General features: G+C 67.2%; 23 protein-coding genes. 12 read left to right on the plus strand and 11 right to left on the minus strand.

The window, feature by feature from the left end; all coding sequences use genetic code 11:
• Nucleotides 1–46 precede the first annotated feature (46 nt).
• Nucleotides 47–565, minus strand: a complete 519-nt coding sequence (locus BM244_RS06755) for a YcxB family protein (RefSeq protein WP_093398250.1) — start codon at nt 563–565, stop codon at nt 47–49.
• A gap of 79 nt (nt 566–644) precedes the next feature.
• Between BM244_RS06755 and BM244_RS06760 the strand changes: the two genes are divergently transcribed.
• Complete coding sequence (locus tag BM244_RS06760) at nt 645–1,583, plus strand: ribose-phosphate pyrophosphokinase (protein WP_093398251.1); 939 nt, start codon at nt 645–647, stop codon at nt 1,581–1,583.
• 278 nt (nt 1,584–1,861) lie between these two features.
• Here the strand turns inward: BM244_RS06760 and BM244_RS06765 are convergent, their stop codons facing one another.
• The gene (locus BM244_RS06765) at nt 1,862–2,191 is read right to left on the minus strand and encodes a PilZ domain-containing protein (protein ID WP_056487867.1); all 330 of its coding nucleotides are present in this window, start codon (nt 2,189–2,191) and stop codon (nt 1,862–1,864) included.
• A gap of 65 nt (nt 2,192–2,256) precedes the next feature.
• Entirely contained in the window at nt 2,257–2,766 is a 510-nt protein-coding gene (locus BM244_RS06770) for a sterol desaturase family protein (RefSeq protein WP_093398252.1), read from the minus strand.
• Between the two features lie 198 nt (nt 2,767–2,964).
• Here BM244_RS06770 and sucC point away from each other — a divergent pair, with 198 nt between their 5' ends.
• The 4 genes from sucC to BM244_RS06790 all read left to right on the plus strand — a co-directional run bounded on the left by sucC (nt 2,965) and on the right by BM244_RS06790 (nt 7,315).
• Nucleotides 2,965–4,167, plus strand: a complete 1,203-nt coding sequence (gene sucC, locus BM244_RS06775; protein WP_056053980.1) for an ADP-forming succinate--CoA ligase subunit beta — start codon at nt 2,965–2,967, stop codon at nt 4,165–4,167.
• Between the two features lie 245 nt (nt 4,168–4,412).
• Nucleotides 4,413–5,159, plus strand: coding sequence for an electron transfer flavoprotein subunit beta/FixA family protein (locus tag BM244_RS06780; RefSeq protein ID WP_056064107.1), 747 nt, complete (start codon nt 4,413–4,415; stop codon nt 5,157–5,159).
• Nucleotides 5,156–6,085 carry an electron transfer flavoprotein subunit alpha/FixB family protein gene (locus BM244_RS06785; RefSeq protein WP_093398253.1) on the plus strand — a complete coding sequence of 310 codons (930 nt, stop codon included), beginning with the start codon at nt 5,156–5,158 and terminating at the stop codon, nt 6,083–6,085. Before BM244_RS06780 ends, BM244_RS06785 begins: the two co-directional genes overlap by 4 nt.
• Nucleotides 6,086–6,553: 468 nt before the next feature.
• Nucleotides 6,554–7,315 (plus strand): energy transducer TonB, encoded by a 762-nt coding sequence (locus tag BM244_RS06790; protein WP_093398254.1) that lies wholly within the window; start codon nt 6,554–6,556, stop codon nt 7,313–7,315.
• Here the strand turns inward: BM244_RS06790 and BM244_RS06795 are convergent.
• Complete coding sequence (locus tag BM244_RS06795; protein WP_093398998.1) at nt 7,301–8,407, minus strand: acyltransferase family protein; 1,107 nt, start codon at nt 8,405–8,407, stop codon at nt 7,301–7,303. The two genes, BM244_RS06790 and BM244_RS06795, sit on opposite strands and share 15 nt — an antisense overlap.
• 97 nt (nt 8,408–8,504) lie before the next feature.
• Here BM244_RS06795 and BM244_RS06800 point away from each other — a divergent pair, with 97 nt between their 5' ends.
• Nucleotides 8,505–9,734 (plus strand): dipeptidase, encoded by a 1,230-nt coding sequence (locus tag BM244_RS06800; RefSeq protein WP_093398255.1) that lies wholly within the window; start codon nt 8,505–8,507, stop codon nt 9,732–9,734.
• A 166-nt stretch (nt 9,735–9,900) separates the two neighbouring features.
• On the opposite strand, the gene BM244_RS06805 is transcribed toward BM244_RS06800, so the two are convergent.
• The 5 genes from BM244_RS06805 to BM244_RS06825 all read right to left on the minus strand — a co-directional run bounded on the left by BM244_RS06805 (nt 9,901) and on the right by BM244_RS06825 (nt 14,944).
• Entirely contained in the window at nt 9,901–11,133 is a 1,233-nt protein-coding gene (locus tag BM244_RS06805; protein WP_093398256.1) for an MFS transporter, read from the minus strand.
• Entirely contained in the window at nt 11,123–12,127 is a 1,005-nt protein-coding gene (locus BM244_RS06810) for a histone deacetylase family protein (protein WP_093398257.1), read from the minus strand. Before BM244_RS06810 ends, BM244_RS06805 begins: the two co-directional genes overlap by 11 nt.
• 91 nt (nt 12,128–12,218) lie before the next feature.
• Nucleotides 12,219–12,776: a 2'-5' RNA ligase family protein gene (locus tag BM244_RS06815; RefSeq protein ID WP_093398258.1), complete on the minus strand. Its 558-nt coding sequence runs from the start codon at nt 12,774–12,776 to the stop codon at nt 12,219–12,221.
• Between the two features lie 239 nt (nt 12,777–13,015).
• Nucleotides 13,016–14,581, minus strand: a complete 1,566-nt coding sequence (locus BM244_RS06820) for a lysine--tRNA ligase (RefSeq protein WP_093398259.1) — start codon at nt 14,579–14,581, stop codon at nt 13,016–13,018.
• A 57-nt stretch (nt 14,582–14,638) separates the two neighbouring features.
• Nucleotides 14,639–14,944, minus strand: coding sequence for a hypothetical protein (locus tag BM244_RS06825; protein WP_056053958.1), 306 nt, complete (start codon nt 14,942–14,944; stop codon nt 14,639–14,641).
• A gap of 264 nt (nt 14,945–15,208) precedes the next feature.
• Here BM244_RS06825 and BM244_RS06830 point away from each other — a divergent pair, with 264 nt between their 5' ends.
• A complete protein-coding gene (locus BM244_RS06830; protein WP_093398260.1) occupies nt 15,209–17,935 on the plus strand; it encodes an ATP-dependent DNA helicase in 2,727 nt (908 codons plus the stop codon).
• Nucleotides 17,932–18,468, plus strand: a complete 537-nt coding sequence (locus BM244_RS06835; protein WP_093398261.1) for a SixA phosphatase family protein — start codon at nt 17,932–17,934, stop codon at nt 18,466–18,468. The genes BM244_RS06830 and BM244_RS06835 overlap by 4 nt, the downstream gene beginning before the upstream one ends.
• Before the next feature lie 295 nt (nt 18,469–18,763).
• Here BM244_RS06835 and BM244_RS06840 read toward each other — a convergent pair whose 3' ends face one another.
• Together BM244_RS06840 and BM244_RS06845 are read right to left on the minus strand one after the other, a co-directional pair.
• Complete coding sequence (locus BM244_RS06840; protein ID WP_093398262.1) at nt 18,764–19,288, minus strand: YceD family protein; 525 nt, start codon at nt 19,286–19,288, stop codon at nt 18,764–18,766.
• A complete protein-coding gene (locus BM244_RS06845; RefSeq protein ID WP_254784327.1) occupies nt 19,285–19,791 on the minus strand; it encodes a ubiquinol-cytochrome C chaperone family protein in 507 nt (168 codons plus the stop codon). Before BM244_RS06845 ends, BM244_RS06840 begins: the two co-directional genes overlap by 4 nt.
• 134 nt (nt 19,792–19,925) lie before the next feature.
• On the opposite strand from BM244_RS06845, the gene BM244_RS06850 reads away from it, so the two are divergent.
• From BM244_RS06850 to BM244_RS06865, 4 genes are all read left to right on the plus strand, one after another.
• The gene (locus tag BM244_RS06850) at nt 19,926–20,426 is read left to right on the plus strand and encodes an outer membrane protein assembly factor BamE (protein ID WP_093398263.1); all 501 of its coding nucleotides are present in this window, start codon (nt 19,926–19,928) and stop codon (nt 20,424–20,426) included.
• A 281-nt stretch (nt 20,427–20,707) separates the two neighbouring features.
• A complete protein-coding gene (locus tag BM244_RS06855; RefSeq protein ID WP_093398264.1) occupies nt 20,708–22,165 on the plus strand; it encodes a glycosyl transferase family protein in 1,458 nt (485 codons plus the stop codon).
• A 50-nt stretch (nt 22,166–22,215) separates the two neighbouring features.
• Nucleotides 22,216–23,169 (plus strand): hypothetical protein, encoded by a 954-nt coding sequence (locus tag BM244_RS06860; RefSeq protein ID WP_254784328.1) that lies wholly within the window; start codon nt 22,216–22,218, stop codon nt 23,167–23,169.
• A 48-nt stretch (nt 23,170–23,217) separates the two neighbouring features.
• Complete coding sequence (locus tag BM244_RS06865) at nt 23,218–24,132, plus strand: sulfite exporter TauE/SafE family protein (protein WP_093398266.1); 915 nt, start codon at nt 23,218–23,220, stop codon at nt 24,130–24,132.
• Nucleotides 24,133–24,177: the final 45 nt, after the last annotated feature.

Here is a 24,177-nt window from a genome sequence, read left to right on the forward strand (position 1 = left end):
TGCGACCTATAAGCGAACGCGACCCACGGCAACGTACGCAGCCGTATCAGGTCGGTCGAACGACCTGCGCCGTTCGCCGGAGGTCGTCGATCGCCGCGGCGGACATCGCCCTCTTCGGTGCGAAGTGGAAGAGTTGCTCGTTCAGCCCGAACGCGAAGATGGCCTTGGTCTCGAACCAGTCATGATAGTCCGACCATGGCATATCGCTCATGCTCGTATCCGACCGGAACACGACCCGCTCGTCGGTCCAGGCGAAACTAAACTCTCTGTCGAGCGCGCGCTGCTGGCGAAACAACCGTCTCGCACGGCGCGGGATGAACACGAATGCGATGGCCAGAATGACCGCGAGCCAGATCAGCGCGATGCAGACGCCAAAGAGAACGTCACCGGTCCGGACCGATCCGGTATCGAGCAAGCCGATCGCCGCGCCGGCCGCCGCGCCGATCAGCAGGATGATGACCATCCGTACGATGAAGCGTCGCCGCTTAAGGCTGCGCAGGAAACTCCCGCGGGCGACCGCGATATAATCGTCGGCAATCGGTGTGAATGCGAATCGGTCCGCCATTGCGCCGCTTTCCCCGCCACTCTTTCCCGATGCCGTTCGTCATCCTAAGGGAGCACGGTCCGCGGGAAAAGGCGATACTATGAAACTGATGACCGGCAATTCGAACCTGCCGCTGGCGCAGGAAATCTCCGCCTATCTGGAGATCCCGCTGACCGACGTCAGCGTGCGCCGCTTCGCCGACGAGGAGGTCTTCGTCGAGATCAACGAGAACGTCCGCGGCGAGGACGTGTTCGTGATCCAGTCGACCGGCTATCCCGCCAACGACAACCTCATGGAATTGCTCATCATGATCGACGCGCTGAAGCGTGCGTCGGCGCGGCGCATCACTGCGGTGATCCCGTATATGGGCTATGCGCGACAGGACCGGAAGCCGGGCCCGCGTACGCCGATCTCGGCCAAGCTGGTCGCCAACCTTATAACCGTCGCGGGCGCGAACCGCGTGTTGTCGGTCGACCTGCACGCCGGGCAGATCCAGGGCTTCTTCGATATCCCCACCGACAATCTTTATGCGGCGCCGGTGATGTCGGCGGATATCCTCGCGCGGTTCAAGGGCAAGAATTTGATGGTCGTGTCGCCGGACGTCGGCGGCGTGGTGCGTGCACGCGTGCTCGCCAAGCGACTCGACAACGCCCCGCTCGCGATCGTCGACAAGCGCCGCGAGCGCGCGGGCGAGTCGGAGGTGATGAACATCATCGGCGAAGTCGAGGGGCGCTTCTGCATTCTGGTCGACGATATCGTCGATTCGGCGGGGACGCTGTGCAACGCGGCGGCGGCACTGAAGGAAGCGGGCGCCGAGGACGTCGTCGCCTATGTCACGCACGGCGTATTGTCGGGTGGAGCCGTCGCCCGAGTCGAGGGCTCGGAACTGCGCGAGCTGGTAATCACCGATTCGATCGGCAACCACGAGGTCATCAAGGGTGCGCACGGCAAGATCCGCCATCTGCAGATCGCACCGCTGCTGGGCGAGGCGATCAAGCGGATCGCGGACGAGACGAGCGTGTCGAGCTTGTTCGACTGACGGACGCAGGCGCGGCAACGTCCGCGCCGATGCTCGCCTAGCAGGCAGCGCCCGCCGGGGGCTTTGCCGACGTGCCACTACCGTTCTCCTGCGAACGCAGGAGTCCAGGGTAATCAAGCGCGGGACTGAGTAATCCTGGGTTCCTGCGCTCGCAGGAAATATGCACGCGCGTTACCGTCGGCAAAGCCGCCGTCGGATGGGTTCGCTTGGGCGACCCACCGGCCGAGCCTGCGATGGCGCATCGCTACGCGTGCGCATCGGCACGGGCGTTGCCGCGCCTATCGCTGGCTTAGCGCCACGATATGCTCGAACACCGCCGGATGCAGCGGTTTCGCGAACGCACAGCCATATTTGAACTTGTCGCGCCATGCGACCACCGCCTCGAGCGCGGCCAGGCCGGGCAGCGTCAACCACACGACCGTCCCGGGCCACAAGGTAAAGCTCGTCTCCGCGCGAAACCCGGACAGCGAAAGGTCGGTCACTTCGATCTCGAATCGCGTCTGGCCCCGATCGCGCAGGTGCGCACGCATCTTGACGGCCTTGCGCAGCGCCTGACGGAGCTCCTCGCCTTTCGGTTCGGCAGGGGGGATGGGGACGGGCTGTGTCATGTCCGGAACACTGCTCCCCAAGTGGTTACTATTCTCCAAACGCCTTACGATTCGGCAGCTTGGGATTAGGCCGAACGCGGCTGGACCGGGGCACGGATGCCGGCACGCGAGCGCCGCTTGAGTTCGGCCTTCAGTTCCTCGGGCCTGGGCGCGACGAGGAAGCCGAAGCTCACATTGCCCTCCTTGGTCTCGACGACATGATGCAAGCGGTGCGCCTGGACGATCCGCTTCATGTATTTCGACTTGGGCAGATACCGCGTCGGGATCCGCTGGTGCACGATCACGTCGTGGAACCCGAAATAGATCGCGCCATAGGCGGCAATTCCCGCGCCGATCCAGGCGAACCCCGGCCACCAGCCGAGCTGCACGCCGCCCAGCAGCAACACGAACGACGGCACCGCGAAGATCGCCGCGTACAGGTCGTTCAGTTCCCAGTTGCCGTGCCGTGCACGGTGGTGGCTCTCGTGCAGGAACCAGCCGAAGCCATGCATCACCCAGCGGTGCGCGGCATAGGCGAACGCCTCCATGCCGATCACGGTGCCGAGGAACAGAAGGATGCCGAGCCAGATCGCCATGGGCCTCATATAGGGGCGGTAAAGCGTCACGGCAAAAGGCGAATTGTCCTAGCGGAAACCAAGATTATTCCGTGCTCAAACCACGTTATTGCGAACGAGACGCAAGTGCATATGCCTTAAGGGTGGATTTGCCGCGCGCCCTGTGCTTTACGCCCAACCAATTCCCGAGTTTCCTAAAAATTGCGTGGAGCCTTCCCGATGAACATCCATGAATACCAGGCCAAGGAACTGCTGGCCAAGTTCGGCGTCCCCGTCCCCGCCGGTTTCGCGGCGCTGACCGTCGAGGAGGCCGTCGAGGCCTCGAAGAAGCTTCCCGGACCGCTCTATGTCGTCAAGGCGCAGATCCACGCCGGCGGCCGCGGCAAGGGAAAGTTCGTCGAGCTCGGCCCCGACGCCAAGGGCGGCGTCCGCCTCGCCAAGACCGAGGACGAGGTTCGCGCGGCGGCAACCGACATGCTCGGCAACACGCTCGTCACGATCCAGACGGGTGACGCGGGCAAGCAGGTCAACCGCCTGTACGTCACCGACGGCGTCGACATCGACAAGGAATTCTACCTCGCGCTGACGCTCAACCGCACCACCGGCCGGGTGATGATGGTCGTCTCGACCGAAGGCGGCATGGACATCGAGGCGGTCGCGCACGACACGCCCGAGAAGATCCAGTCGATCGACATCGACCAGGCGACCGGCTTCATGCCGCATCACGGTCGCGCCGTCGCTGCTGCGCTGAAGCTGACCGGCGATCTCGCCAAGCAGGCCGCGAACACCGCGTCGAAGCTGTATGACGCGTTCATGGGCACCGATGCCGAGCAGATCGAGATCAACCCGCTCGCCGTCACCAACGACGGCAAGCTGATGGTGCTCGACGCGAAGGTCGCATTCGACGGCAACGCGCTGTTCCGCCACAAGGACCTGCTCGAACTGCGCGACGAGACCGAGGAAGATCCCGCCGAGCTCGAGGCGTCGAAGTACGACCTCGCCTACATCAAGCTCGATGGCGACATCGGCTGCATGGTCAACGGCGCGGGCCTGGCGATGGCGACGATGGACATCATCAAGCTCAACGGCATGTTCCCGGCCAACTTCCTCGACGTCGGCGGCGGCGCCAACAAGGAGAAGGTGACGGCGGCGTTCAAGATCATCCTCGCGGATCCGAACGTGAAGGGCATCCTGGTCAACATCTTCGGCGGCATCATGAAGTGCGACATCATCGCCGACGGCATCGTCGCCGCGGCGAAGGAAGTGAACCTGTCGGTGCCGCTCGTCGTCCGCCTCGAGGGCACGAATGTCGAGAAGGGCAAGGAGATCCTCGCGAACTCCGGCCTCGCGATCGTCCCGGCGAACGACCTTGGCGATGCCGCCAAGAAGATCGTCGCAGAGGTGCAGAAGGTCGCGGCCTAACCGCTGTCGACTGCGCATACTGATTCTGCGAAAAGAGGGGCTCGGACGGAAACGTCCGGGCCCTTTTTCGTTGATGGTGCACACTGTTCGGCAGGTGGTCCGATCGGCATCTCGCCGTGACGCTACGGCATAGCGATGTTTCCATACCGGACTTGCGAAAACGACGCGAAACCGCCATCTGTCCGGCCAACGCCGCCGGGTAACCAGCGGGCGAAACGAATAGATTCACCTTGGAAGGAACCCCGATGAAGGTGCTGGTGCCGGTCAAGCGCGTGCTTGACTACAACGTGAAGCCTCGCGTGAAGGCGGACGGAACGGGCGTCGATCTGGCGAACGTCAAGATGAGCATGAACCCGTTCGACGAGATCGCGGTCGAGGAAGCCATCCGCCTCAAGGACAAGGGCGTTACCGAGATCGTCGTCGTCTCGATCGGCGAGCAGAAGAGCCAGGAAACGCTGCGGACCGCGCTCGCGATGGGTGCAGACCGCGCGATCCTCGTCGTCAGCGAGACCAAGGTCGAGCCGCTGGGCGTCGCCAAGATCCTCGCCAAGATCGTCGAGGAGGAAAAGCCCGACCTCGTCATCCTCGGCAAGCAGGCGATCGACGACGACAACAACCAGACCGGGCAGATGCTCGCTGGCCTCCTGAACTGGGGCCAGGGCACGTTCGCGTCGAAGGTCGAGATCGCCGACGGTTCGGTCAACGTGACGCGCGAAGTCGATGGCGGCGCGGAGACGGACACGCTGAAGCTGCCCGCGATCATCACCACCGATCTTCGTCTCAACGAGCCGCGCTATGCCTCGCTGCCGAATATCATGAAGGCGAAGTCGAAGCCGATGGCGCAAAAGACGCCGGCCGATTTCGGGGTCGACGTGACGCCGCGCCTGACCACGCTGAAGGTCGTCGAGCCCGCCAAGCGCTCGGCCGGGATCAAGGTCGCCGATGTCGACGCACTGGTCGGCAAGCTCAAGGAAATGGGAGTCGCCAAGTGAAGACGCTCGTCTGGGTCGAACATGACGGTCAGGCCGTCAAGGATGCCACGCTGTCGGCGGTGACTGCCGCATCGCAGCTCGGTGAAGTCCATCTGCTGGTCGTCGGCCAAGGCGTCGACGGCGTCGCTGCCGAAGCCGCCAAGATCGCCGGTGTCGGCAAGGTGCACGTCGCCGACGACGCGGCGTTCGCGCATGCGCTCGCCGAGAACGTCGCGCCGTTGATCGTCGAGCTGATGGCCAGCCACGATGCGTTCGTCGCGCCGTCGACCACGCACGGCAAGAACATCGCCCCTCGCGTGGCAGCGTTGCTCGACGTCATGCAGATCAGCGACATCCTGTCGGTCGAGAGCGACGACACATTCACGCGGCCGATCTACGCCGGCAATGCGATCGCGACTGTGCAGTCGACCGACGCGAAGAAGGTCATTACGGTCCGTGGCACGGCATTCGCCAAGGCTGCGACCGACGGTGGCTCGGGCGAGATCGAAGCGGTCGCATCGACCGGCGACAAGGGTCTGTCGACCTTCGCCGGCTCGGAGATCGCCAAGAACGAGCGTCCCGAACTCACGAGTGCGAAGATCATCGTCTCGGGCGGTCGTGCGCTTGCCTCGAGCGACCAGTTCCACGCGATGATCGATCCGCTGGCGGACAAGCTGGGCGCTGGCGTCGGCGCCTCGCGCGCAGCGGTCGACGCAGGCTATGCGCCGAACGACTATCAGGTCGGCCAGACCGGCAAGATCGTCGCGCCGGAAGTCTATGTCGCGGTCGGCATCTCGGGCGCCATCCAGCATCTTGCGGGGATGAAGGACTCGAAGGTCATCATCGCGATCAACAAGGACGAGGACGCGCCGATCTTCCAGGTCGCGGACATCGGCCTGGTCGGCGATCTGTTCAAGATCGTGCCGGAATTGACGGCGAAGCTGTAGGCGAAAGCCGCTGCGCGGGCGAAGCCTCGCGCAACAGCAAGCCCGGCCGGCGGCGCCTCAGCGCCGACCGACGACGCGGGATTTACTCCCGCGTCGCGCGCCACGAACGGGCGGTGTGACTTCGGTCGCACCGCCCGTTCTAGCGTCTGCCGAACGCACAGGTCTGCCGACGCCGAACCGATACGCCGACAAACTGAGGTCTATCGCACCCAAGCGAGCACTACCCCGGCGAAGGCCGGGGCCCAGTTGGGCAACGTTGCCCATGAACAATAGCGCTTTGTTACTGCGACCTTTCCAACTGGGCCCCGGCCTTCGCCGGGGTGGTGGTTGAGTTTGGCAGTCGACGCCCCTGGCGGTATTTCGTGTAAGCCCGATTGAGGTGCTACCGGCAAACCTCGGAAGCTCGGACCTCCCCTCACCGCCACCCACCCCGTTGCCGCCCACCACACGCCTCCCCAATTACCCAGCATGTACGGCGTCCACTCGAACCCGCGCCACCGCCTGATATCTGCTGCGAGCGCCGCGCTACTCTGCGCCGTCATCGGCTACGCGCTTATCATCGGGCTCGGTGTCAGCATTCCCACCGCTCTCCCAGACGCGCTGAAGACGTTCGCGGTCAGCCCGAAAGCCCCTCCACCGCCGCCGCCCGAAAAGATCGTTCCCCGCCCCGCGAAAAGCCACCGTCCCGAAGGCGCGGCGTCCCCCGCCAACCTGCGCTCGAAGGCGACCGAACTCGTCGCCCCCAAGCCGATCGTCCCCCCGATCGTTCCACCGCCCCCGGTTGTCGCCACACTGAGACCAGGCCCCGGCAACGACGCCACGACGGGCGCCGCGCCCGTCCCCGGACCCGGCACGGGCGCAGGCGGCGAGGGAAACGGCACCGGCAGCGGTCGTTCCGGGAATGGCGACGGCGACGGTGGCGCCGAAACCCCGCCCCGCCTCATCAAGGGCCGCTTCAAGAACAAGGACTTTCCCAACGCCGAGGCGGTGATCGGTGCGGGCGGGATCGTCGGCGTGCGCTACACCGTCGAGACCGGCGGCAGCGTCACGCACTGCATGGTCACGCGCTCCAGCGGCAATGCGATGCTCGACGCGACCACCTGCCGCCTGATCGAACTGCGCTTTCGCTACCGCCCCTGGCTCGACGCCGCCGGCCGCCCGGTCCGCTCGACCGTGGTCCACAACCAGGAATGGGTGAACCAGCTCGGGCCGCCTTCACGCGGGGATTGAGCCCAGCCGCCCGCCACTGAGCACCCGCGCCACTGCCGGCGAAACCGCCATCAGCCCCCGCCCCAGAACGATCGTGACCCCGAGCACCAGCAACGGCTGCACCAGCAGATATGCTGGGTACGGCCTCGCCCCCAACGCACCGGTCGCCAGCCCGATCACCGGCCCGAACAGCCAGAGCAGTACCAGGTGATCGCAGAATGCGAGAAACCCGTAGCGCTCGATCCCGCGCAACCGATCCGCGATGCGGCTTCCCGCCAAGCCCCACGCGATCCGCCAGAACAGCACCGCCGACGCCAGTCGAAACACAAGGTCGAACGCCGCCATCGCATGCGGATGCGCGTCGAAGAATACGTTCCCCAGCAACGCAGTCCAGAGTCGCGGCGCGATCAGCACCACGAACGGCAGCGCACACAGGATGACCGACCACCCCGCCACCCGCTCCGCGACGCCAAACCGCCGCGCGGCGATCCCCGCGGTAAAGAACAACAGGATCTGCGGTCGCAGCAACAGCGGGACGTGCACGCCGGACACGCTCCACGCGACCGCCACCAGCGCGACCAGCGCCAGCCAGGCAGTCGATGCGCGTACCAGACCGGGCGCGATCATCATGCAGACGAACAGGTCGCGCAGGAACGGCATCTGCACGTCGATGTCGTTCGCATGCGCCAGCGGCACGAGTTCGTTCAGCGTCCAGCCAATGCTCGACGGCGTCGGTGCCTTCAGGTCGCCGAACGTCGCCGCCGCCCCGACCAGCACGATCGCGATCGCATTCCACAGCACCATCGGCAGCAGGATCGTCCGCGCCTTGCCGATCAGGAACGGACCATAGTCTCGACGCGTCGCCGTCGACACGACCAGCCAGCCGGAGATCATCCCGAGCAGCGGCACCGCGCTGCGTCCGAACACTTCGCTCAGCATCGTTCGCAACACCGCCTGCCAACTGAACGCGACCGCCGCCAATTCCTCCGCGGTGCGCCCGGTCCAGGCATGGACGTAGACGATCCCCATGATCCCGATCAGCCGCGCGATCGCGATCGCGGTGGAGAGCCGGCTATCCGTCCTTCGCGCCGGTTCGGCCGTTCCCGTGTCCAATTCCACCCCTCCGTCTGCGTTCGGCGAGCGCCTTACCCGGCTTGTTCCGTGCGAACACCTCCTTCAGGATGGAGCGGACGCCACGGGGGACCAAGACATGATCGCCGCATTCCTGCTGCTGGCCGCGCAGGCGAGTCCCGATGCTGCCCTGTCGCGCCGGGTCGAGCGCGTGCTGGAGCGCAACCCGGTGATCGACGGACACAATGATCTCGCCTGGGAAATCCGCGAACTGCACGACGCGAAAGTCGAATCGGTCGATCTTTCTCTCGATACAGCGCGGCTGCCGAACCCGTTCCAGACCGACATTCCGCGGCTGCGCAAAGGCCATGTCGGCGGGCAGTTCTGGTCGGTCTACATTCCCGCCGATGCGCCCCGCGCGGTCGAGATGACGCTGGAGGAGATCGACATCGTCCGCCGCTTCGTCGCGGCAAACCCGGCGACGTTCGAACTCGCCACCACGGCAGCGGACATCCGTCGGATCGAGAAGGCCGGGCGGATCGCCTCGCTGATCGGCGTCGAGGGCGGGCACCAGATCGACGGGCGACTGTCGGTGCTGCGCCAGTACCGCGCGCTCGGCGTCGCCTATATGACGCTCACGCACGGCAAGAGCCTGAACTGGGCGGACAGCGCGACCGACGCACCGCGCGCGAACGGGCTCAGCGATTTCGGGCGACAGGTGGTCGCCGAGATGAACCGGATCGGGATGATCGTCGACGTGTCGCACGTGTCCGACGCGACGATGGCCGCCGCGCTCGCCGTCACCAGGGCGCCGGTGATAGCGTCGCACTCCAGCGCACGGGCGATCGCCGATGCGCCGCGGAATATCCCCGACGACCTGCTCCGCGCGATCGGCGCGAACGGCGGCGTGGTGATGGTGAACTTCTACCCGTCGTTCCTGTCGAGCGCATGGCGCGCCTGGGACATCGCACGCTCGGCCTATGCGAAGTCGGTCGGCGTTCCGGCGAACGTCTACGGCGCCAAATCGCCTGCGCCGCTGGTGGCGTGGGACGCCGCGCACCCGGAGCCGCAGGTCACCGCCGCGACGGTCGCCGATCATGTCGAACACATCGCGACGATCGCCGGTCACGATCATGTCGGGATCGGCGGCGATTTCGACGGGATCCAGGGGACCGGGCCGATCGGGCTGAAGGGGGTCGACGGCTATCCGCTACTGTTTGCCGAACTGGCGCGGCGGGGGTGGAGCGATGGCGATCTGGCCAAGCTGTCCGGCGGCAATGTCCTGCGCGTCATGGAGCGTGTCGAGGCGGTCGCGAAAGCGATGGTGGGTATGCCGCCGGTCGATGCGACCGACGTGGCGTCGCGGTAGAGGATCGACCCGCCCGCTCCGGGGTCTGAGCGAAGCCGGACTTCTTCTCCCCTCCCTGGAAGGGAGGGGCGGGGGTGGGTCGGGTTCCGCGAATTCCCGTGCTGGTGGCTCAAACTGGCCAACCCACCCCCAACCCCTCCCTTCCAGGGAGGGGAGAATCTATCCATCAAGGATCCGGCATCCGCTGTGGCGCCGGTGGCTCCACCACGAGCGGCGGCACGGTACGTAGTACGAGCCCGATCACCAGCGCCGCCACGCCCAGCAACAGGCAGAACGCCGTCACCCCCGGCCAACCGGCATGCGTCCACGCGAACCCGCCCGCCGATCCCAGCACGCTCGACCCCATATAATAGAAGAACAGGTAGAACGCCGCCGCCTGCCCGCGCGAGCCCTGCGCACGCCGTCCCACCCAGGCGCTCGCGATCGAATGCGCACCGAAGAAGCCGATCGTCACCACCGCGATCCCCGCGATCACCAGCACCAGCGGCGTCATCGCGGTCAGCGCGACTCCGGCGATCAGCAGCACGACCGGTATCCAGAACACCTTTCGCCGCCCGAGTCGCCCTGCCAGCGTCCCGAACTTCGCCGAACTGACCGACCCGAGAACATACAACAGGAATACTGCGCCGACCGCCGCCTGGCTGAGGCCGTAGGGCGGGCTCATCAACCGGAAGCCCGCATAGTTGTAGACGGTGACGAACACGCCCATCAGCAGAAACGCCTCGAGATACAGCAGCGGCATCGCGCGGTCGGTGAACAGCGATCCGGCACTCCGCAGCAGCGCACCCGGCCGTCCGACGCTGGGCGTGAAATTGCGCGAGAGCGGCGCGAGCCGGCGGAACGCCTCCGCCATCGCCAGCCCCGCGACGCCGACCGCGGCGAGCGCCCAGCGCCAGCCTTCGATATCGGCGACGATGCTGACGACCAGTCGCCCCGCCATCCCGCCGAGCGCACTGCCGGCGATATACAGCCCCATCGCCGCGCCGACCGATCCCGCATCGACCTCTTCGGCGACATAGGCCATCGCCACCGCGGGCACGCCTGCGAGCGCGACGCCGGTCAGGAACCGCAGCACGAGCAACCCGCTCCACCCCGGCACGATCGCCGCCGCCAACGTCAGCGCGCCGGCCGCGAACATCGCCGCGATCATCAGCGGCCGCCGTCCGACCCGGTCCGAGACGAACCCTGCGAACAATATGCCGATCGCGAGCGGCCCCGTCGCCAGCGACACCGCCAGCGACGCGCCCTCCGCGGTCAGCCCGAACTGCGCGGCGAACAGCGGCAGCAACGGCTGCACCGAATAGAGCAGCGAGAAGGTCGAGAACCCCGCGAACAGCATCGCCAGCGTCAGCCGACGGTACGCAGGCGTGCCGATTGCGATAGGGGCTTCAGAACCCATCGAGGAAGCTCGCGACATTGTGGCCCAGCGCGTCGACCGCGTAGCCGCCTTCCATGACGACGACGGTCGGCCAGCCACGCGCGGCGATGTCGCGCGCGAGGACCGCATATTCGGGCGTGGTCAGCGCGAAATGCGAGATCGGGTCGCCCTCCCACGTGTCCGCGCCGAAGCTCACCACCAGCAGGCCTGGGTCGAACGCGGCGATCGCGTCGAGCGCAGTGGTTTGCGCGGCGCGGAAGGCATCGATCAGTGTGCCGTGGGGGAGGGGGAGGTTCAGCGTGGTGCCGATCCCTTCGCCTTCGCCGGTTTCGTCGGCATGGCCCCAATAGAACGGGTAGTCGGTCTTGGGATCGGCGTGGACCGAGGCGTAGAACACGTCGCCGCGTGCGTAGAAGATGTCCTGCGTACCGTTGCCGTGATGATAGTCGATGTCGAGGATCGCGACGCGTGCGACGCCGGCATCGCGTGCGGCCTGCGCGGCGATCGCGGCGGTGTTGAGGTGGCAGTATCCGCCGCAATAATCCGCGCCCGCGTGATGGCCGGGCGGGCGGCACAGCGCGAACGCAGCGCGGTCGCCGGCGAGCACGGCATGCGTCGCGGCGAGTGCGGACTGCGCGCTGCCATAGGAGGCGGCCCAGGCCTCGGGCGTGATCGGCGTGGTCGCGTCGAAGCTGTGCGCGCCGATCAGCGCGTCGATCCGGGTGAGGTCGAGCGGACGGCGGCCGCGGATCGGGAAGGTGTAGGGGATCGCGTCGCCCTCTCGCCCCGCTTCGCGCCACAGTCGCGCGGCGTCCTTCAGGAACGCGACATAGGGCGCGGAATGGACGGCGAGGATCGGCGCTTCGCCGCGGTCCTCCGGTGCCTCGACCGGTCCCAGCGCGCGCAGGATCGCATCGATGCGGGCAGGCGTCTCCGCATAGGCGGTGAACGCGCCGTTGTGGAGTTCGCGTGCGGGCGCATGGGTCCGCTGGGCCTTGTCGAAGAACAGCCGCATCTTTGCTCCTTGGTGCCCGGTCACGAGGGAAGAACCAACCGATCGCCGCGTGGGTCCTACCGGTTCGCGCGGATGCGGCAAATTCGAAGGCTCAGAACAGGGGCAGTTGCCGATCGTCGTCGCCGCTCAACACCCAGCGTCCGATCACGTCGTGCCGATTTCGCCCAACATGGCTGTGGACCAGCACGAACGCATCCACGGTCCAGCCGATCGGCGCGATACCTTGCGTGAACGGTGCGCCGTCGCGGTACCCCAGCGTCATGTGCGGGCTTGACCGATACCCATCGCGGGCGCGCAACCCCGCCGCCTCGCGCGCCACCGCGATCCGCTGGTACAACGCAGCGAACGAGTCGTTCTCGCCGTGCGGACGCAGCGCGATCGAGCGATCGCTGCCGACCACGGTATCGAACCGGAGCATAAACGGGGCGGCTTCGACCGCATCGCCGATCGCCTTCAGGTTGCGCTCCAACGCCGTCGAGACCCGGTCCTGGTCGTCGAGGATATCGATCGTAACGTGGAGATGCTCGGGGCGCAGCTTGTCCCGGTCGGTCTCGAACCACGACGCGGCGGCGGTGATCTGACGCGCTAGCGGAAGCGGCGGGCGGATCGCGAAGAACAGGCGATGGCGGGCGAGCGGTCGATGGAACATGCCGGTTTCCGAATCGGGAGGAGGCGGGTGTGTTGCTATTATGTTCTCGTTAAACTGTCGAGGCGATACGGGCGCTCGGCCAACCTGAAACCACCACCCCGGCGAAGGCCGGGGCCCAGTTGGAAAGGTCGTGGTAACCGCGCTCTGCGTCCAGTTATGAACGTCCCCCAACTGGGCCCCGGCCTCCGCCGGGGTGGTACTTCTCATGCCGGGATGGTGCGACTTTGCGAGCTCGCGCCTCAGCGCGCCAACGCCTCCGCGATCAGTTTCCGCGAGTTCGCCACCCCGTACAGCGCAATGAAGCTCCCCATCCGCGGGCCCTGCTCCGAGCCCAGCAGCGTCTCGTACAGCGCCTTGAACCAGTCGCGGAGATTCTCGAACCCACCGGTCTTGCCGATCTCGTAGACGATGTTCTGGATATCCTCCGCGCTCGCCTCAGCCGGCAGCGTGGCGAGCTCCGCATCCAGCCGCTCCAGCGCTGCCACCTCGACACCCTCGGGCGCACGGCGCTTCAACGTCGGCGCGACGAAATCGCGGCTATACGCCAGCGCATAGCCGATCAGCCGGTCGAGCTCGGGATACTTCTCCGCCGACGCATCGGGCACATAATTGGCCAGATACCCCCAGACCTGCTCCTTGCTCGCATCGCCCATCACCCCGACGAGGTTGAGCAGCAGCCCGAACGTCACCGGCAACTCGCCGGTCGGCAGCTTGCCGTCATGAATGTGATGCACCGGATTGCCGAGCTTCTGCTTCAGGTCCTGGCCCGCATAATTGCCGCGGAACTGCCAGTATTCGTCCACAGCGCGCGGAATCACGCCCATGTGCAACGACTTCGCCTTCTTCGGCTCGCGATACGCGTAGAACGCCAGCGATTCCTCGGGGCCGTAGGTGAGCCACTGCTCGAGGCTCAGCCCATTGCCCTTCGACTTCGAGATCTTCTCGCCATTCTCGTCGAGGAACATCTCGTAGTTGAAGCCTTCGGGCGGCCGGCCGCCGAGCACGCGCGCGATCTTCGACGACTGCGTGACCGAATCGATCAGATCCTTCCCCGCCATCTCGTAATCGACGCCGAGCGCGACCCAGCGCATTGCCCAGTCGACCTTCCACTGCAGCTTGGCCTTGCCGCCAAGCACGCTCTGCTCGATCCGCTGACCGTCATCCTCGAACGCGATCAGGCCCGCGTCGGCATCGATCACTTCGATAGGGACCTGCAACACGATCCCGCTGGTCGGCGAGATCGGCAGCACCGGCGAATAGGTCGCGCGGCGCTCGGCCCGCAGAGTCGGGAGCATCACGTCCTGAATGCCCTGGAAGTGGCGAAGCACGCCCTTCAGCGCCTCGTCGAAGCGACCGCCGGTATAATATTCGGTCGACGACGCGAACTCGTAGTCGAAGCCGTAGCGATCGAGAAATTCGCGCAGGATCGCGTTGTTATGCGCGGCAAAGCTCGAATGCGTGCCGAACGGATCTGGGATCTGCGTCAGCGGCTTGCCAAGATGTTCACGCAGCATGTCGCCGTTGGGGACATTGTCCGGCACTTTCCGGAGGCCGTCCATATCGTCCGAGAAGGCGATCAGCCGCGTCGGCGTATCGCTCAGCGCGTGGAAGGCGTTGCGCACCATCGTGGTGCGCAACACTTCGTTGAACGTGCCGATATGCGGCAGGCCCGACGGTCCGTAGCCTGTCTCGAACAGCACCGGATCGCCCGACTTGCCGTTCGGATAGCGCTTGAGGAGTTTGCGTGCCTCCTCGTACGGCCAGGCTTTGGACTCGAGGGCGGCGGTGCGGAGTTCGTCGGTCATGATGCAGCGCGACTAGCGCGTGCATTCGTGTCCGTCACCCCCACCGCCGCTCGCGACTCAGCGGCAACGATCCTTCGCGGTGATCGTCCGGTCGACCGCACGCCCACCGAGCGCACCCGCCGCGCCGCCCGCCAGCGTGCCGAGCAGCCCGCCGCCCACCGCATTACCGAGCACCGCGCCGCCGACGCCGCCTGCTACCAGGCCGGTCGTGCCGCTCGAATGGCGGCAACGCTTGGCGCGGTAACGACGGTCATGCCCGCGATACTCACGCTTCGAGCGCGCCTCGGCCTTGCCCGTGGGAATCACGGCAGCCGCCGGAATTGCGAGCGACAGCGCGCTCAGCGCCATGAGAAACTTCCGCATGATGATCGTCCCTGTTGATGTAGGTAAAGTCCGGTATCGATACGTGTGCAACGCACGTGAACCGTGCCGGTTGCGTAACGGCCGATATGGGTGAATTTGTTGGTGGAGAGTTTGCACAACCGCGAGGGGGGGCAGCACTTCAGGCTCAAACCGACGACAGCGTGTTTCCCCGCGAAGGCGGGGATCCAGACTGGGCTCCCGCCTTCGCGGGAGAACAAGCAGCGAGAGGTTGCCCTTTCGTTCTCATTGCAGCAAAGTCGCGGCGTGCTTCGCTATCCTGCCCTCCACGCCAGCCACGCCGGCATCTGGATTGCGAATGCGGACGGCGCGCGTCCTATAGGGCGAGGCGAGGCGATCCGGATCGCCGCCGATACGCCGGTCATCATGCTCAACGCGCCGCTGGTCGGGCAGCGGCTCGGCTATCCCGATCTGTCGGGGCTCGACCTGCTCGAACTCTACGCCTTCCTTCGCCCGGCGCAGTTCGCGGTGCCGACGCCGAAGGGGATCGCGCGGGTCACCGGCCTCGACGTGCCGACCGAGGACGCGGAGGTCGCGCCGTTCCTCCTCCGCGCGGCGGACGCGATGCTGGCACTCACCGATACCGACTGGCCCGAGCGCGAGGGTGCCTGGACCGCGGCGCAATCGCTGTTCCGCCTGCGCTGGCCCTGGGCGCCGGTCGTCGCCGAGCGGCTGAAGAAGCCGGCAGTCAACGAACGCTGGCTGTTCTCGTCGCTCCCCGAATGGGAGGAGCACGCACCGCGACCCGCTCCCCGCACCGTCACGATCGAGCCCGGCGACGCCGAGGCGCGACTCGTCGACCTCACCGGCCACGGCGCGGAGGAACGCCCCGGCCAGCGCGCCTATGCCGGTGCCGCTACCGCCGCCTTCGCCCCCCGCGCGATGCGCGACACGCCCAATCTCGTCCTCGCCGAAGCGGGCACCGGGATCGGCAAGACGCTCGGCTACCTCGCCCCAGCCTCGCTATGGGCGGAAAAGGCCGGCGGCGCGGTGTGGATCTCGACCTACACCAAGACGCTGCAACGCCAGCTCGGCCAGGAAACCGCGCGGCTCTATCCCGACGCCGCGATCCGCAAGGCGAAGGTCGTTACGCGCAAAGGTCGCGAGAATTATCTCTGCCTGCTCAATCTGGAGGACGCGCTGCAAGGCGGGTTCGCGGGGCGCGCGGCGATCCTCGCACACCTCGTCGCGCGCTGGGCTGCGTATAGCGCGGATGGCGACATGGTCGGCGGCGATCTGCCCGGCTGGCTGCCGACGCTGTTCCGCCGCAACGGCTCGACCGCGCTGACCGACCGGCGCGGTGAGTGCGTGTATGCCGGCTGCCCGCATTACCGGAAATGCTTCATCGAGCGCGCCGCCCGCGCCTCGTCCGACGCCGACATCGTCATCGCCAACCACGCGCTGGTGATGGTCAACGCCGCACGGGGCCGCGAACTGGCGACGCGGCCGACGCGGTACGTGTTCGACGAGGGGCATCACATCTTCGACGCCGCCGATTCGATGTTCGCGACCGCGCTGACCGGCGCCGAGACGATCGAACTGCGCCGCTGGATCCTCGGCCCCGAATCGAGCGGTCGCGGGCGCCGGCGGGGGCTCGCCGCACGCCTGTCCGATCTCGCCAGCTACGACGAACAGGGCGCGCGGGCGATCAGCGATGCGGTCACTGCGGCAGGGGCGCTGGCGTCCGACGGCTGGCTGCAACGCCTCGGCGAAGGCGCACCGTTCGGGCCGATCGAGACGCTGCTCGCCGCCGTCCGTGGCCTCACCTACGCGCGGGGCGAACAGCCGGGCGACGCGGGATACGGCCTCGAAACCGAACTCGCCGAACCCGACGCAACGCTGATCGAGGCCGCCGCGCCCGCCGCTGCCGCGCTTGATGGACTGGTCCGCCCACTCGTCACGCTCGGCCGTCGCCTCGAAGCGGTGCTTGCCGAAGCGCCCGACTGGATGGATGCGCCCGCCCGAGCCCGAGTCGAAGGCGCGATCGCCTCGATTGGCTGGCGCGCGGAGACGGTGGCGTCGTGGCTGTCGCTGCTCGCGCGCGTCGGCGGACCGGTCGATGGCGATTTCGTCGACTGGCTCGCGGTCGACCGGATCGAAGGCCGCGAGTTCGATATCGGCCTCCACCGTCACTGGCTCGACCCGACCCGTCCGTTCGCCGAGATCGTCCTGAAGCCTGCGCACGGTGCGCTCGTCACGTCGGCAACGCTGACCGGCGGCGGCGATTGGGAGGTGGCCGAAGCCCGCACCGGTGCGCCGCATCTGCTGCGCCCCGCCGCACGGTTCGAGGCGAAGAGCCCGTTCGACTACACCCGCCAAGCCGAAGTCCTGATCGTCACCGACGTGAAGCGCGGCGATATCGGCGCGCTCGCCAATGCCTATGCGCAACTGATCGTCGCCAGCCGCGGGGGCACGCTTGGGCTGTTCACCGCGATCCGGCGCCTGCGCGGCGTGCATGGCCGCATCGCCGATCGACTCGCGCGCGAAGGCCTGCCGCTCCACGCGCAGCACGTCGATCCGATCGACACCGGCACGTTGGTCGACATCTTCCGCGACGATCCGGGCGCGTCGCTGCTCGGTACCGACGCGCTCCGCGACGGCGTCGACGTGCCCGGCGAATCGCTTCGGCTTGTCGTGATGGAGGGCGTACCCTGGGCGAAACCCTCCGTTCTGCACGCCGCGCGCCGGCTCGCGGGCGGCGGCTCGGCGTATGACGACCGGCTGGTCCGCGCGCGGCTCGCACAGGCATTTGGTCGCCTCATCCGTCGCGCGGACGACTCCGGCGTGTTCGTGATGCTCTCCGCCGCGATGCCGTCGCGGTTGCTCAGCGCGTTCCCGCCGGGCGTGCCGATCGCCCGCGTCACGCTCGAGGAAGCGGTGGCCCGAGTCGCAAGCCGGCTTTCCTCCAATCCACTTTCTTCTGGCGCGGCGGTAGGGCATGAGAGCCGCGAACCCGCTCGAGGATTGCCATGAAGACGTTGACGCTGTTGCGCCACGCCAAGTCCGGCTGGGACGATCCGGTCGCGCGCGATTTCGACCGCCCGCTCAACGCCAAGGGCAAGCGCGCCGCGGCGATGGTCGGTCGGCACATGCGGTCGCTGGGTCTCGTGTTCGATCATGCGATCGCTTCGCCGGCAGTGCGCGTGTCGGAGACCTTGGAGCAGATCGAATCGGGCTATGGCCGGACGATCGCGCCGGCGCTGGACCGGCGAGTGTACCTGGCGTCGGCAGCGACGTTGCTCGACGTGGTGCACGGATTTCCGGCCGAAGCTGAGAGCGCACTGCTGGTCGGGCACAATCCTGGGTTGGAGGATCTCGTCCTGCTGCTGGTCGCGGATGGGGCCGATCCGCTGCGCGACGCGGTCGAGGACAAGTATCCGACGGCGAGTGTTGCGGAGCTTCAGTTCGAGGGGGAGTGGGGGGATTTTGCGGCAGGCACCGCTCGCCTCACCCGCTTCATCCGCCCCCGCGATCTCGATCCGACCCTGGGCCCCGACGCGGACTAAAGCCTTGTTTCCCCGCGAAGGCGGGGACCCAGACTGGGCTCTCGCCTTCGCGGGAGAACAAGGGGAAGCGTTCACCCGCAGCGTACCGCACCGCCTACCCACGCACCCCGCGCCTCAACCCATACGAACCCAGCCCGCCACGCGCACCACCCCGGCGAAGGCCGGGGCCCAATTGGGGACGGGCAGTGACGTAGGGTGGACCGCCGTTACGACCACCTTTCCAATTGGGCCCCGGCCTTCGCCGGGGTGGTTCACGTGCTTGGGCTAGCCTTCAATAAGTCCGTGATAGCGCAGCTCAGCTCTTCCCCGCCATCCTCGCCTTCAAATCCGAAAACGCATTCGCCGGCCGGAACTCGTCCTCGCTGATCACCCCCGCCGCCGCCAGCGCCGCCGCCGCATTCGGCCCGCGCGGAAACGGATCGATCGCCAGCGCCAGCGTATCCGCCGCGGCTTCGCCAAGATCGATCGTCCCCCCCTCGATCGCAACCGTGTCCAGCGCGTCGTCCGACAGTTCGACCTCGTCGCCCTCCGAAACCAACTGATCGACGAACAGCAGCGCGACCGGCTCGTCGATCTTCGTATCGAGCGGTTCGTCGGTCACCGAACACGCCTGCACCGCCGCGCCCGTCACGCGGCCCTTCACGACGATGCCGCTGTCGGTGCGCTTGATCCCCAATCGCGCGTCGAGTCGCGTGATCGAGAGCAGCGCGAACCGCTTCGCCAACGCCGCGCGCTCGTCCTCGGTCGCGACGATCTCGACGATCCGCTCGCGCTCGCCGATCGTGTCGAGGCGTTCGGGGCGGCTGAACTCGGGCTTCACGGCAATTCTCCAGATAACAGATTCGGTAGGGGCGTCGCCGCCAGCCCGGTATGAAACGCCATCACCGACTCGCGGACATGCGCCAGCGCGCCATCGGCGGGCGCCGCGCCCCGGTACAGGTTGCGCACCAGCGCCGGCGCGATATCGCCCGCCGCCAGCCCGTCGCGGTAGGCACCGAGCCGCCCGCCAAGCATGCTCATCATCTTGCCGATATGCTTGCCGACGATGATGTCCCCAATCCCGATTTCCCGCAGCTGCCCGTCCATGTCGTCGACGAACCGTTCCGCCAGCCGCGCGGCGGGTTCGCCGCCAGCGGGCTCCGTCTCGAGCCGCAGCATGACGATCGCCAGCAACGTCGCGATCATGTCGAAGCGGCCGTCGACCGTGTCCGGCACCGCGCCCTCCCGGTACCAGTGTTCCGCGCGGGCCCGGCCGACGACGGCGTTGTACAGCGGCAGCGCCTCGTCGGGCTTCTCGCCGAGCAGTCTTCCCAACCAGCTCAAAATCTATCGTCCTCGCCACGAAGCCGCGCTTCGGCTTGTTTGCCCGCGCATCCTCGCATATCGAGGCGATCGGCGGCCGATGCAATCGCATGGGACCCGTCACGTGTTTTCGCGTGCCCCGGTTGGGAGTTTATATGAGCGTGTTTTCCGCCCGTACGGGTCTCGCCGCAGCGCTTGCGGTCGCCGCATTGGCCAGCGGGGGCTGCACCCAGTTGCGCTCGCACCAGGGCTATGTCGTCGATACCGACCTCGTCAATTCGGTCCAGCCGGGCGTCGACAACCGCCAGTCGGTGCTCGCGACGCTCGGCAAGCCGACGCTCGCCGGCCAGTTCGACCAGGGCGACTGGTATTATCTCGCGCGCGACAGTCGCAACCTCGCGTTCCGCAATCCGCGCCCGAACGCGCAGATCACGTTGCAGATCAGCTTCGACCAGAAGGGCACCGTCACCGCGATCCGTCGCGGCGGGCTCGATCAGGTCGCTTCGATCACGCCGTACGGCAAGAAGACGCCGACGCTTGGTCGCGAGCGTGGCTTCTTCCAGGATCTGTTCGGCAATATCGGCACGGTCGGTGCTGCGGGCGGCGGCAGCGGCGGTGGCAGCAATACCGGTGGCGGCGGACGCGACCGCCCGTAATTCGGCTTAACGGCGGCACCCAGTCGAGTCAGCGTGCCGAAGAAGTCGATCTGTCGAACACGGTTTTGGCCGCATCCTCTGCTTGCGCAGCGATGCGGCCGGGCCGGGCATGAGCGGCGCCGATCCCGAAAGGGGGGAAAGGGATCGCAGGCATAACGCGCGTGTCTCGCGTTTGTTCTGCCTCGGGCCGCCCGCGTCATAATTTCGCCAAACATCCGTTTTCGACCCGACCTCGTCCGAAATTGCGGCAATATCCGGTACCCTTTTCACGGGGGTGCCGCTTGGGCGAGTCGCTGTGGATCATCGACGCGTTCGCGCGCGAGATGCTGCTGTTTGCAGGCTTGGGCCTGTTCGTCGGCGGGATCGACGATCTGCTGATCGACCTGATCTTCATCGTGCACCGCATTCGGGGGGGCGGTCGGCCTCGCCTGACGGTTGCGACCTTGCCGCCGCCCGGCGGACTTGGCCGAATCGCGGTATTCGTCGCCGCCTGGGACGAAGTCGCGGTGATCGGGACCATGTTGTCGACCGCGCTCGATCGCTACGAGCATGACGACTACCGCATCTATGTGGGCGTCTATCCCAATGATCGCGGGACGATCGACGCGGTCGCGGCGGTCGCCGAGCGCGATGCCCGGATCCGGATGGTGATCGGGGTGCGCGACGGGCCGACGACGAAGGCGGATTGCCTCAATACGCTGTGGCATGCGCTGTGCCGCGACCACCGCCGCCTGCAGGTGGACGCGGGTCGTCGGACGCGGGCAGTGGTGATCCACGACGCGGAAGACGTCGTCCACGCGCAGGAACTCCGCGTGTTCGACAGCCTGATCGATCGCTACGACGTCATCCAGCTTCCCGTCCTGCCACTCGTCCACCGCCGCGCGCGCCTCGTCTCGGGTCATTATGCCGACGAGTTCGCCGAGTCGCATGCCAAGCAGATCGTCGTCCGCACGTTGATCGGCGCGGCGATGCCCCTGGCCGGCACCGGATGTGCGATCGCCCCGGGCATGCTCGCCAAGGTCGCAGACGCGCGCGGCGGCGATCCGTTCGATGCGACCAGCCTGACCGAGGACTACGAGCTTGGCCTGAGGCTCGCCGAGCTTGGCGCTCGCGGGCTGTTCGCGCGCTTGGTGGACGACGTTGCCGGCGGGACAGGTACAGGCGGGGTCGTCGCGGTCCGTGCGTATTTTCCGGGTACGCTTGCGGAATCGGTTCGTCAGAAGACCCGCTGGATGACCGGTATCGCGCTGGCCGGGTGGGACCGTACCGGTTGGGCGCGCGGCCATGCGCTCGCCGATCACTGGATGCGGATGCGCGATCGGCGCGCCCCGCTGGCGGTCGTGCTCCTTGCGACCGGGTATCTCGCGGTGCCTGCCTGGATAGCGTCGCTGTCGATGCACGGCGGGGCGGCGTCGGCGTCCTCCTATGCGAACGGTGCGTATCCGGTCGCATTGTGGTTGCTCGTCGCCAATGCCGTGCTGCTGGTGTGGCGCATGGCCGTGCGGATGGTGTTCACGGGGCGCAGTTACGGCGTACGCGAGGCGCTCTGGGCTTTGCCCCGGTTCTTCGTCGGCAACCTGGTATCGCTGATCGCGGCGCCACGCGCGCTGGTCGTCTACATCGGCATGCTGCGCGGCGCCGCGCCGGTCTGGGACAAGACCCGTCACGAGTTTCCAGACGTGTCAATCGATCCGGTCGTCGCCACGACCGGTCCCGGCCTTGCGACCATGGCGGGATGACCGCGGGGCGGCCGCTGCGGTTCCTGGCGGTGTCCCTGGGAGGGTGGGTGATGATCCGGGTTGCCATGTTGCTGCCGGAGGTCTCCTCGCTACCGACGTCGGAGGTGATCCCGCGCGTTCTCGAGGCGCTGGTGCCTCACGTCGCGGCAGCGGGGTTCAAGCGAGCGCGGGCCTCGCTTTCGATCGCAGGCCGTCGCCCGCAGGTCGTCGCGCCGGTGCCTGGCCGGAGCCCGCACCCGCTGACGTCGCTACTGCCTGCCCCGGTGCAGCCACCGCGGCCGCCGACCGCCGTCGGTAGTCCCGACACTCCGAAAGCCGCGACCCTCGTGATTCCCGCCATCCCGTCGCCCGTCGCGCCGCCGTACCTTGCTCGCGGACCGGGGCGCCTGACGGGAAGCGCCTGGTTGCTTGCGCGGGGCGGTCCTGCCGGTACGGTATCGGGCGGACAACTTGGCGCCTCGCAAGGCGGTTTGCGACTGGCCTATGCGCTCGGCAGCCGTCGCAAAGTCGCACTGGTCGCGCGGGTCGCCACGCCCCTCGAAGGCGCCGGACGCGAGGTAGCGCTCGGCGTCGAATGGCAACCCACCCGCTGGCCGGTCCGCCTCGTCGCCGAACAGCGGTTCGCGCTCGACGGCGGACGTGGCGGACCGACATTGGGGGTGATCGCCGGCTACGGCCCGACGGATGTCACGCACGGCATTCGCCTGGAAGCGTACGGGCAGGCGGGGGGTATCGCGCGCGACGGGATCGAGGGGTTCGTCGATGCCTCCGCGCGACTGACGCACCCGCTGGGGAAGCTGGCCGGGGCTAGCGTCGACATCGGTCTCGGTGCGTGGGGCAGCGCGCAACGCGACGCCGAGCGCTTCGATGTCGGGCCGTCGATCGTCGCGGCGCTGCCCGTCGCACGCAAGACCCTCCGTCTGACGCTCGACTGGCGCGAACGTATCGCCGGCGCGGCGCGGCCGGGCTCCGGTCCCGCCTTGTCGATCGGCAGCGACTTCTGACAGGTCCAGCCTAGCACCGCGCGCGCAAACCGGTGTAACGCTGCGACCGTGGATCTGTATCTCCCCGTCGCCAACCTGTCGGTCAACGCGCTCGTCATCATCCTGCTCGGCGGGGGGGTCGGGCTGTTGTCGGGCATGTTCGGCGTCGGCGGCGGTTTCCTGACGACGCCGCTGCTGATCGTCTACGGCATCCCGCCGACCGTCGCCGCCGCCTCGTCGGCCAGCCAGGTGACCGGCGCGAGCGTGTCGGGCGTGTTCGCGCATTTCCGGCGCAAGGGCGTCGATACTAAGATGGGCGGGGTGCTCGTCGCGGGCGGCATCCTCGGCTCGTTCTTCGGTGCGTGGCTGTTCCGGCTGCTCCAGCAGAGCGGCCAGATCGATACGGTGATCGCGATCGTCTACGTGATCATGCTCGGCTCGATCGGCAGCATGATGGCGAGCGAATCGGTTGGCACGATCCGCCGCGCGCGCACCGGCCGCCCGCCCAAGGCGCGAAAGCGCCGCCACCATCCGCTCGTCGCCGCGCTGCCGCTCCGCACGCGGTTCTACGCCTCGGGCCTTTACATCTCGCCACTCGCGCCGCTGCTGCTCGGCTTCTTCACCGGCATCCTGACGATCCTGCTCGGCATCGGCGGCGGCTTCATCCTCGTGCCCGCGATGATCTACCTGCTCGGCATGGCGACGTCGGTGGTGGTCGGCACGTCGCTGTTCCAGACGCTGTTCGTGACCGCGGTCGCGACGATGGTCCACGCGACCACGACCAAGGCGGTCGACATCGTCCTCGCCGGCCTGCTCTTGCTGGGATCGGTGGTCGGCGCGCAGATCGGTGCACGGTTCGCGACCAAGTTCCGCCCCGAATATCTGCGGCTGGCGCTGGCGACCATGGTGCTGCTGATCGGCGTGCGGATCCTGCTCGGGCTGGTCTGGCGTCCGGAAGAGATCTTCTCGGTCACGCTGTCGTGAGCGCGGAGTCGTGAAGATCGGCTGGCTCGTCCTGCTCGCGCCGCT

The organism is Sphingomonas sp. OK281 (assembly GCF_900115295.1).
Lineage (GTDB): Bacteria > Pseudomonadota > Alphaproteobacteria > Sphingomonadales > Sphingomonadaceae > Sphingomonas.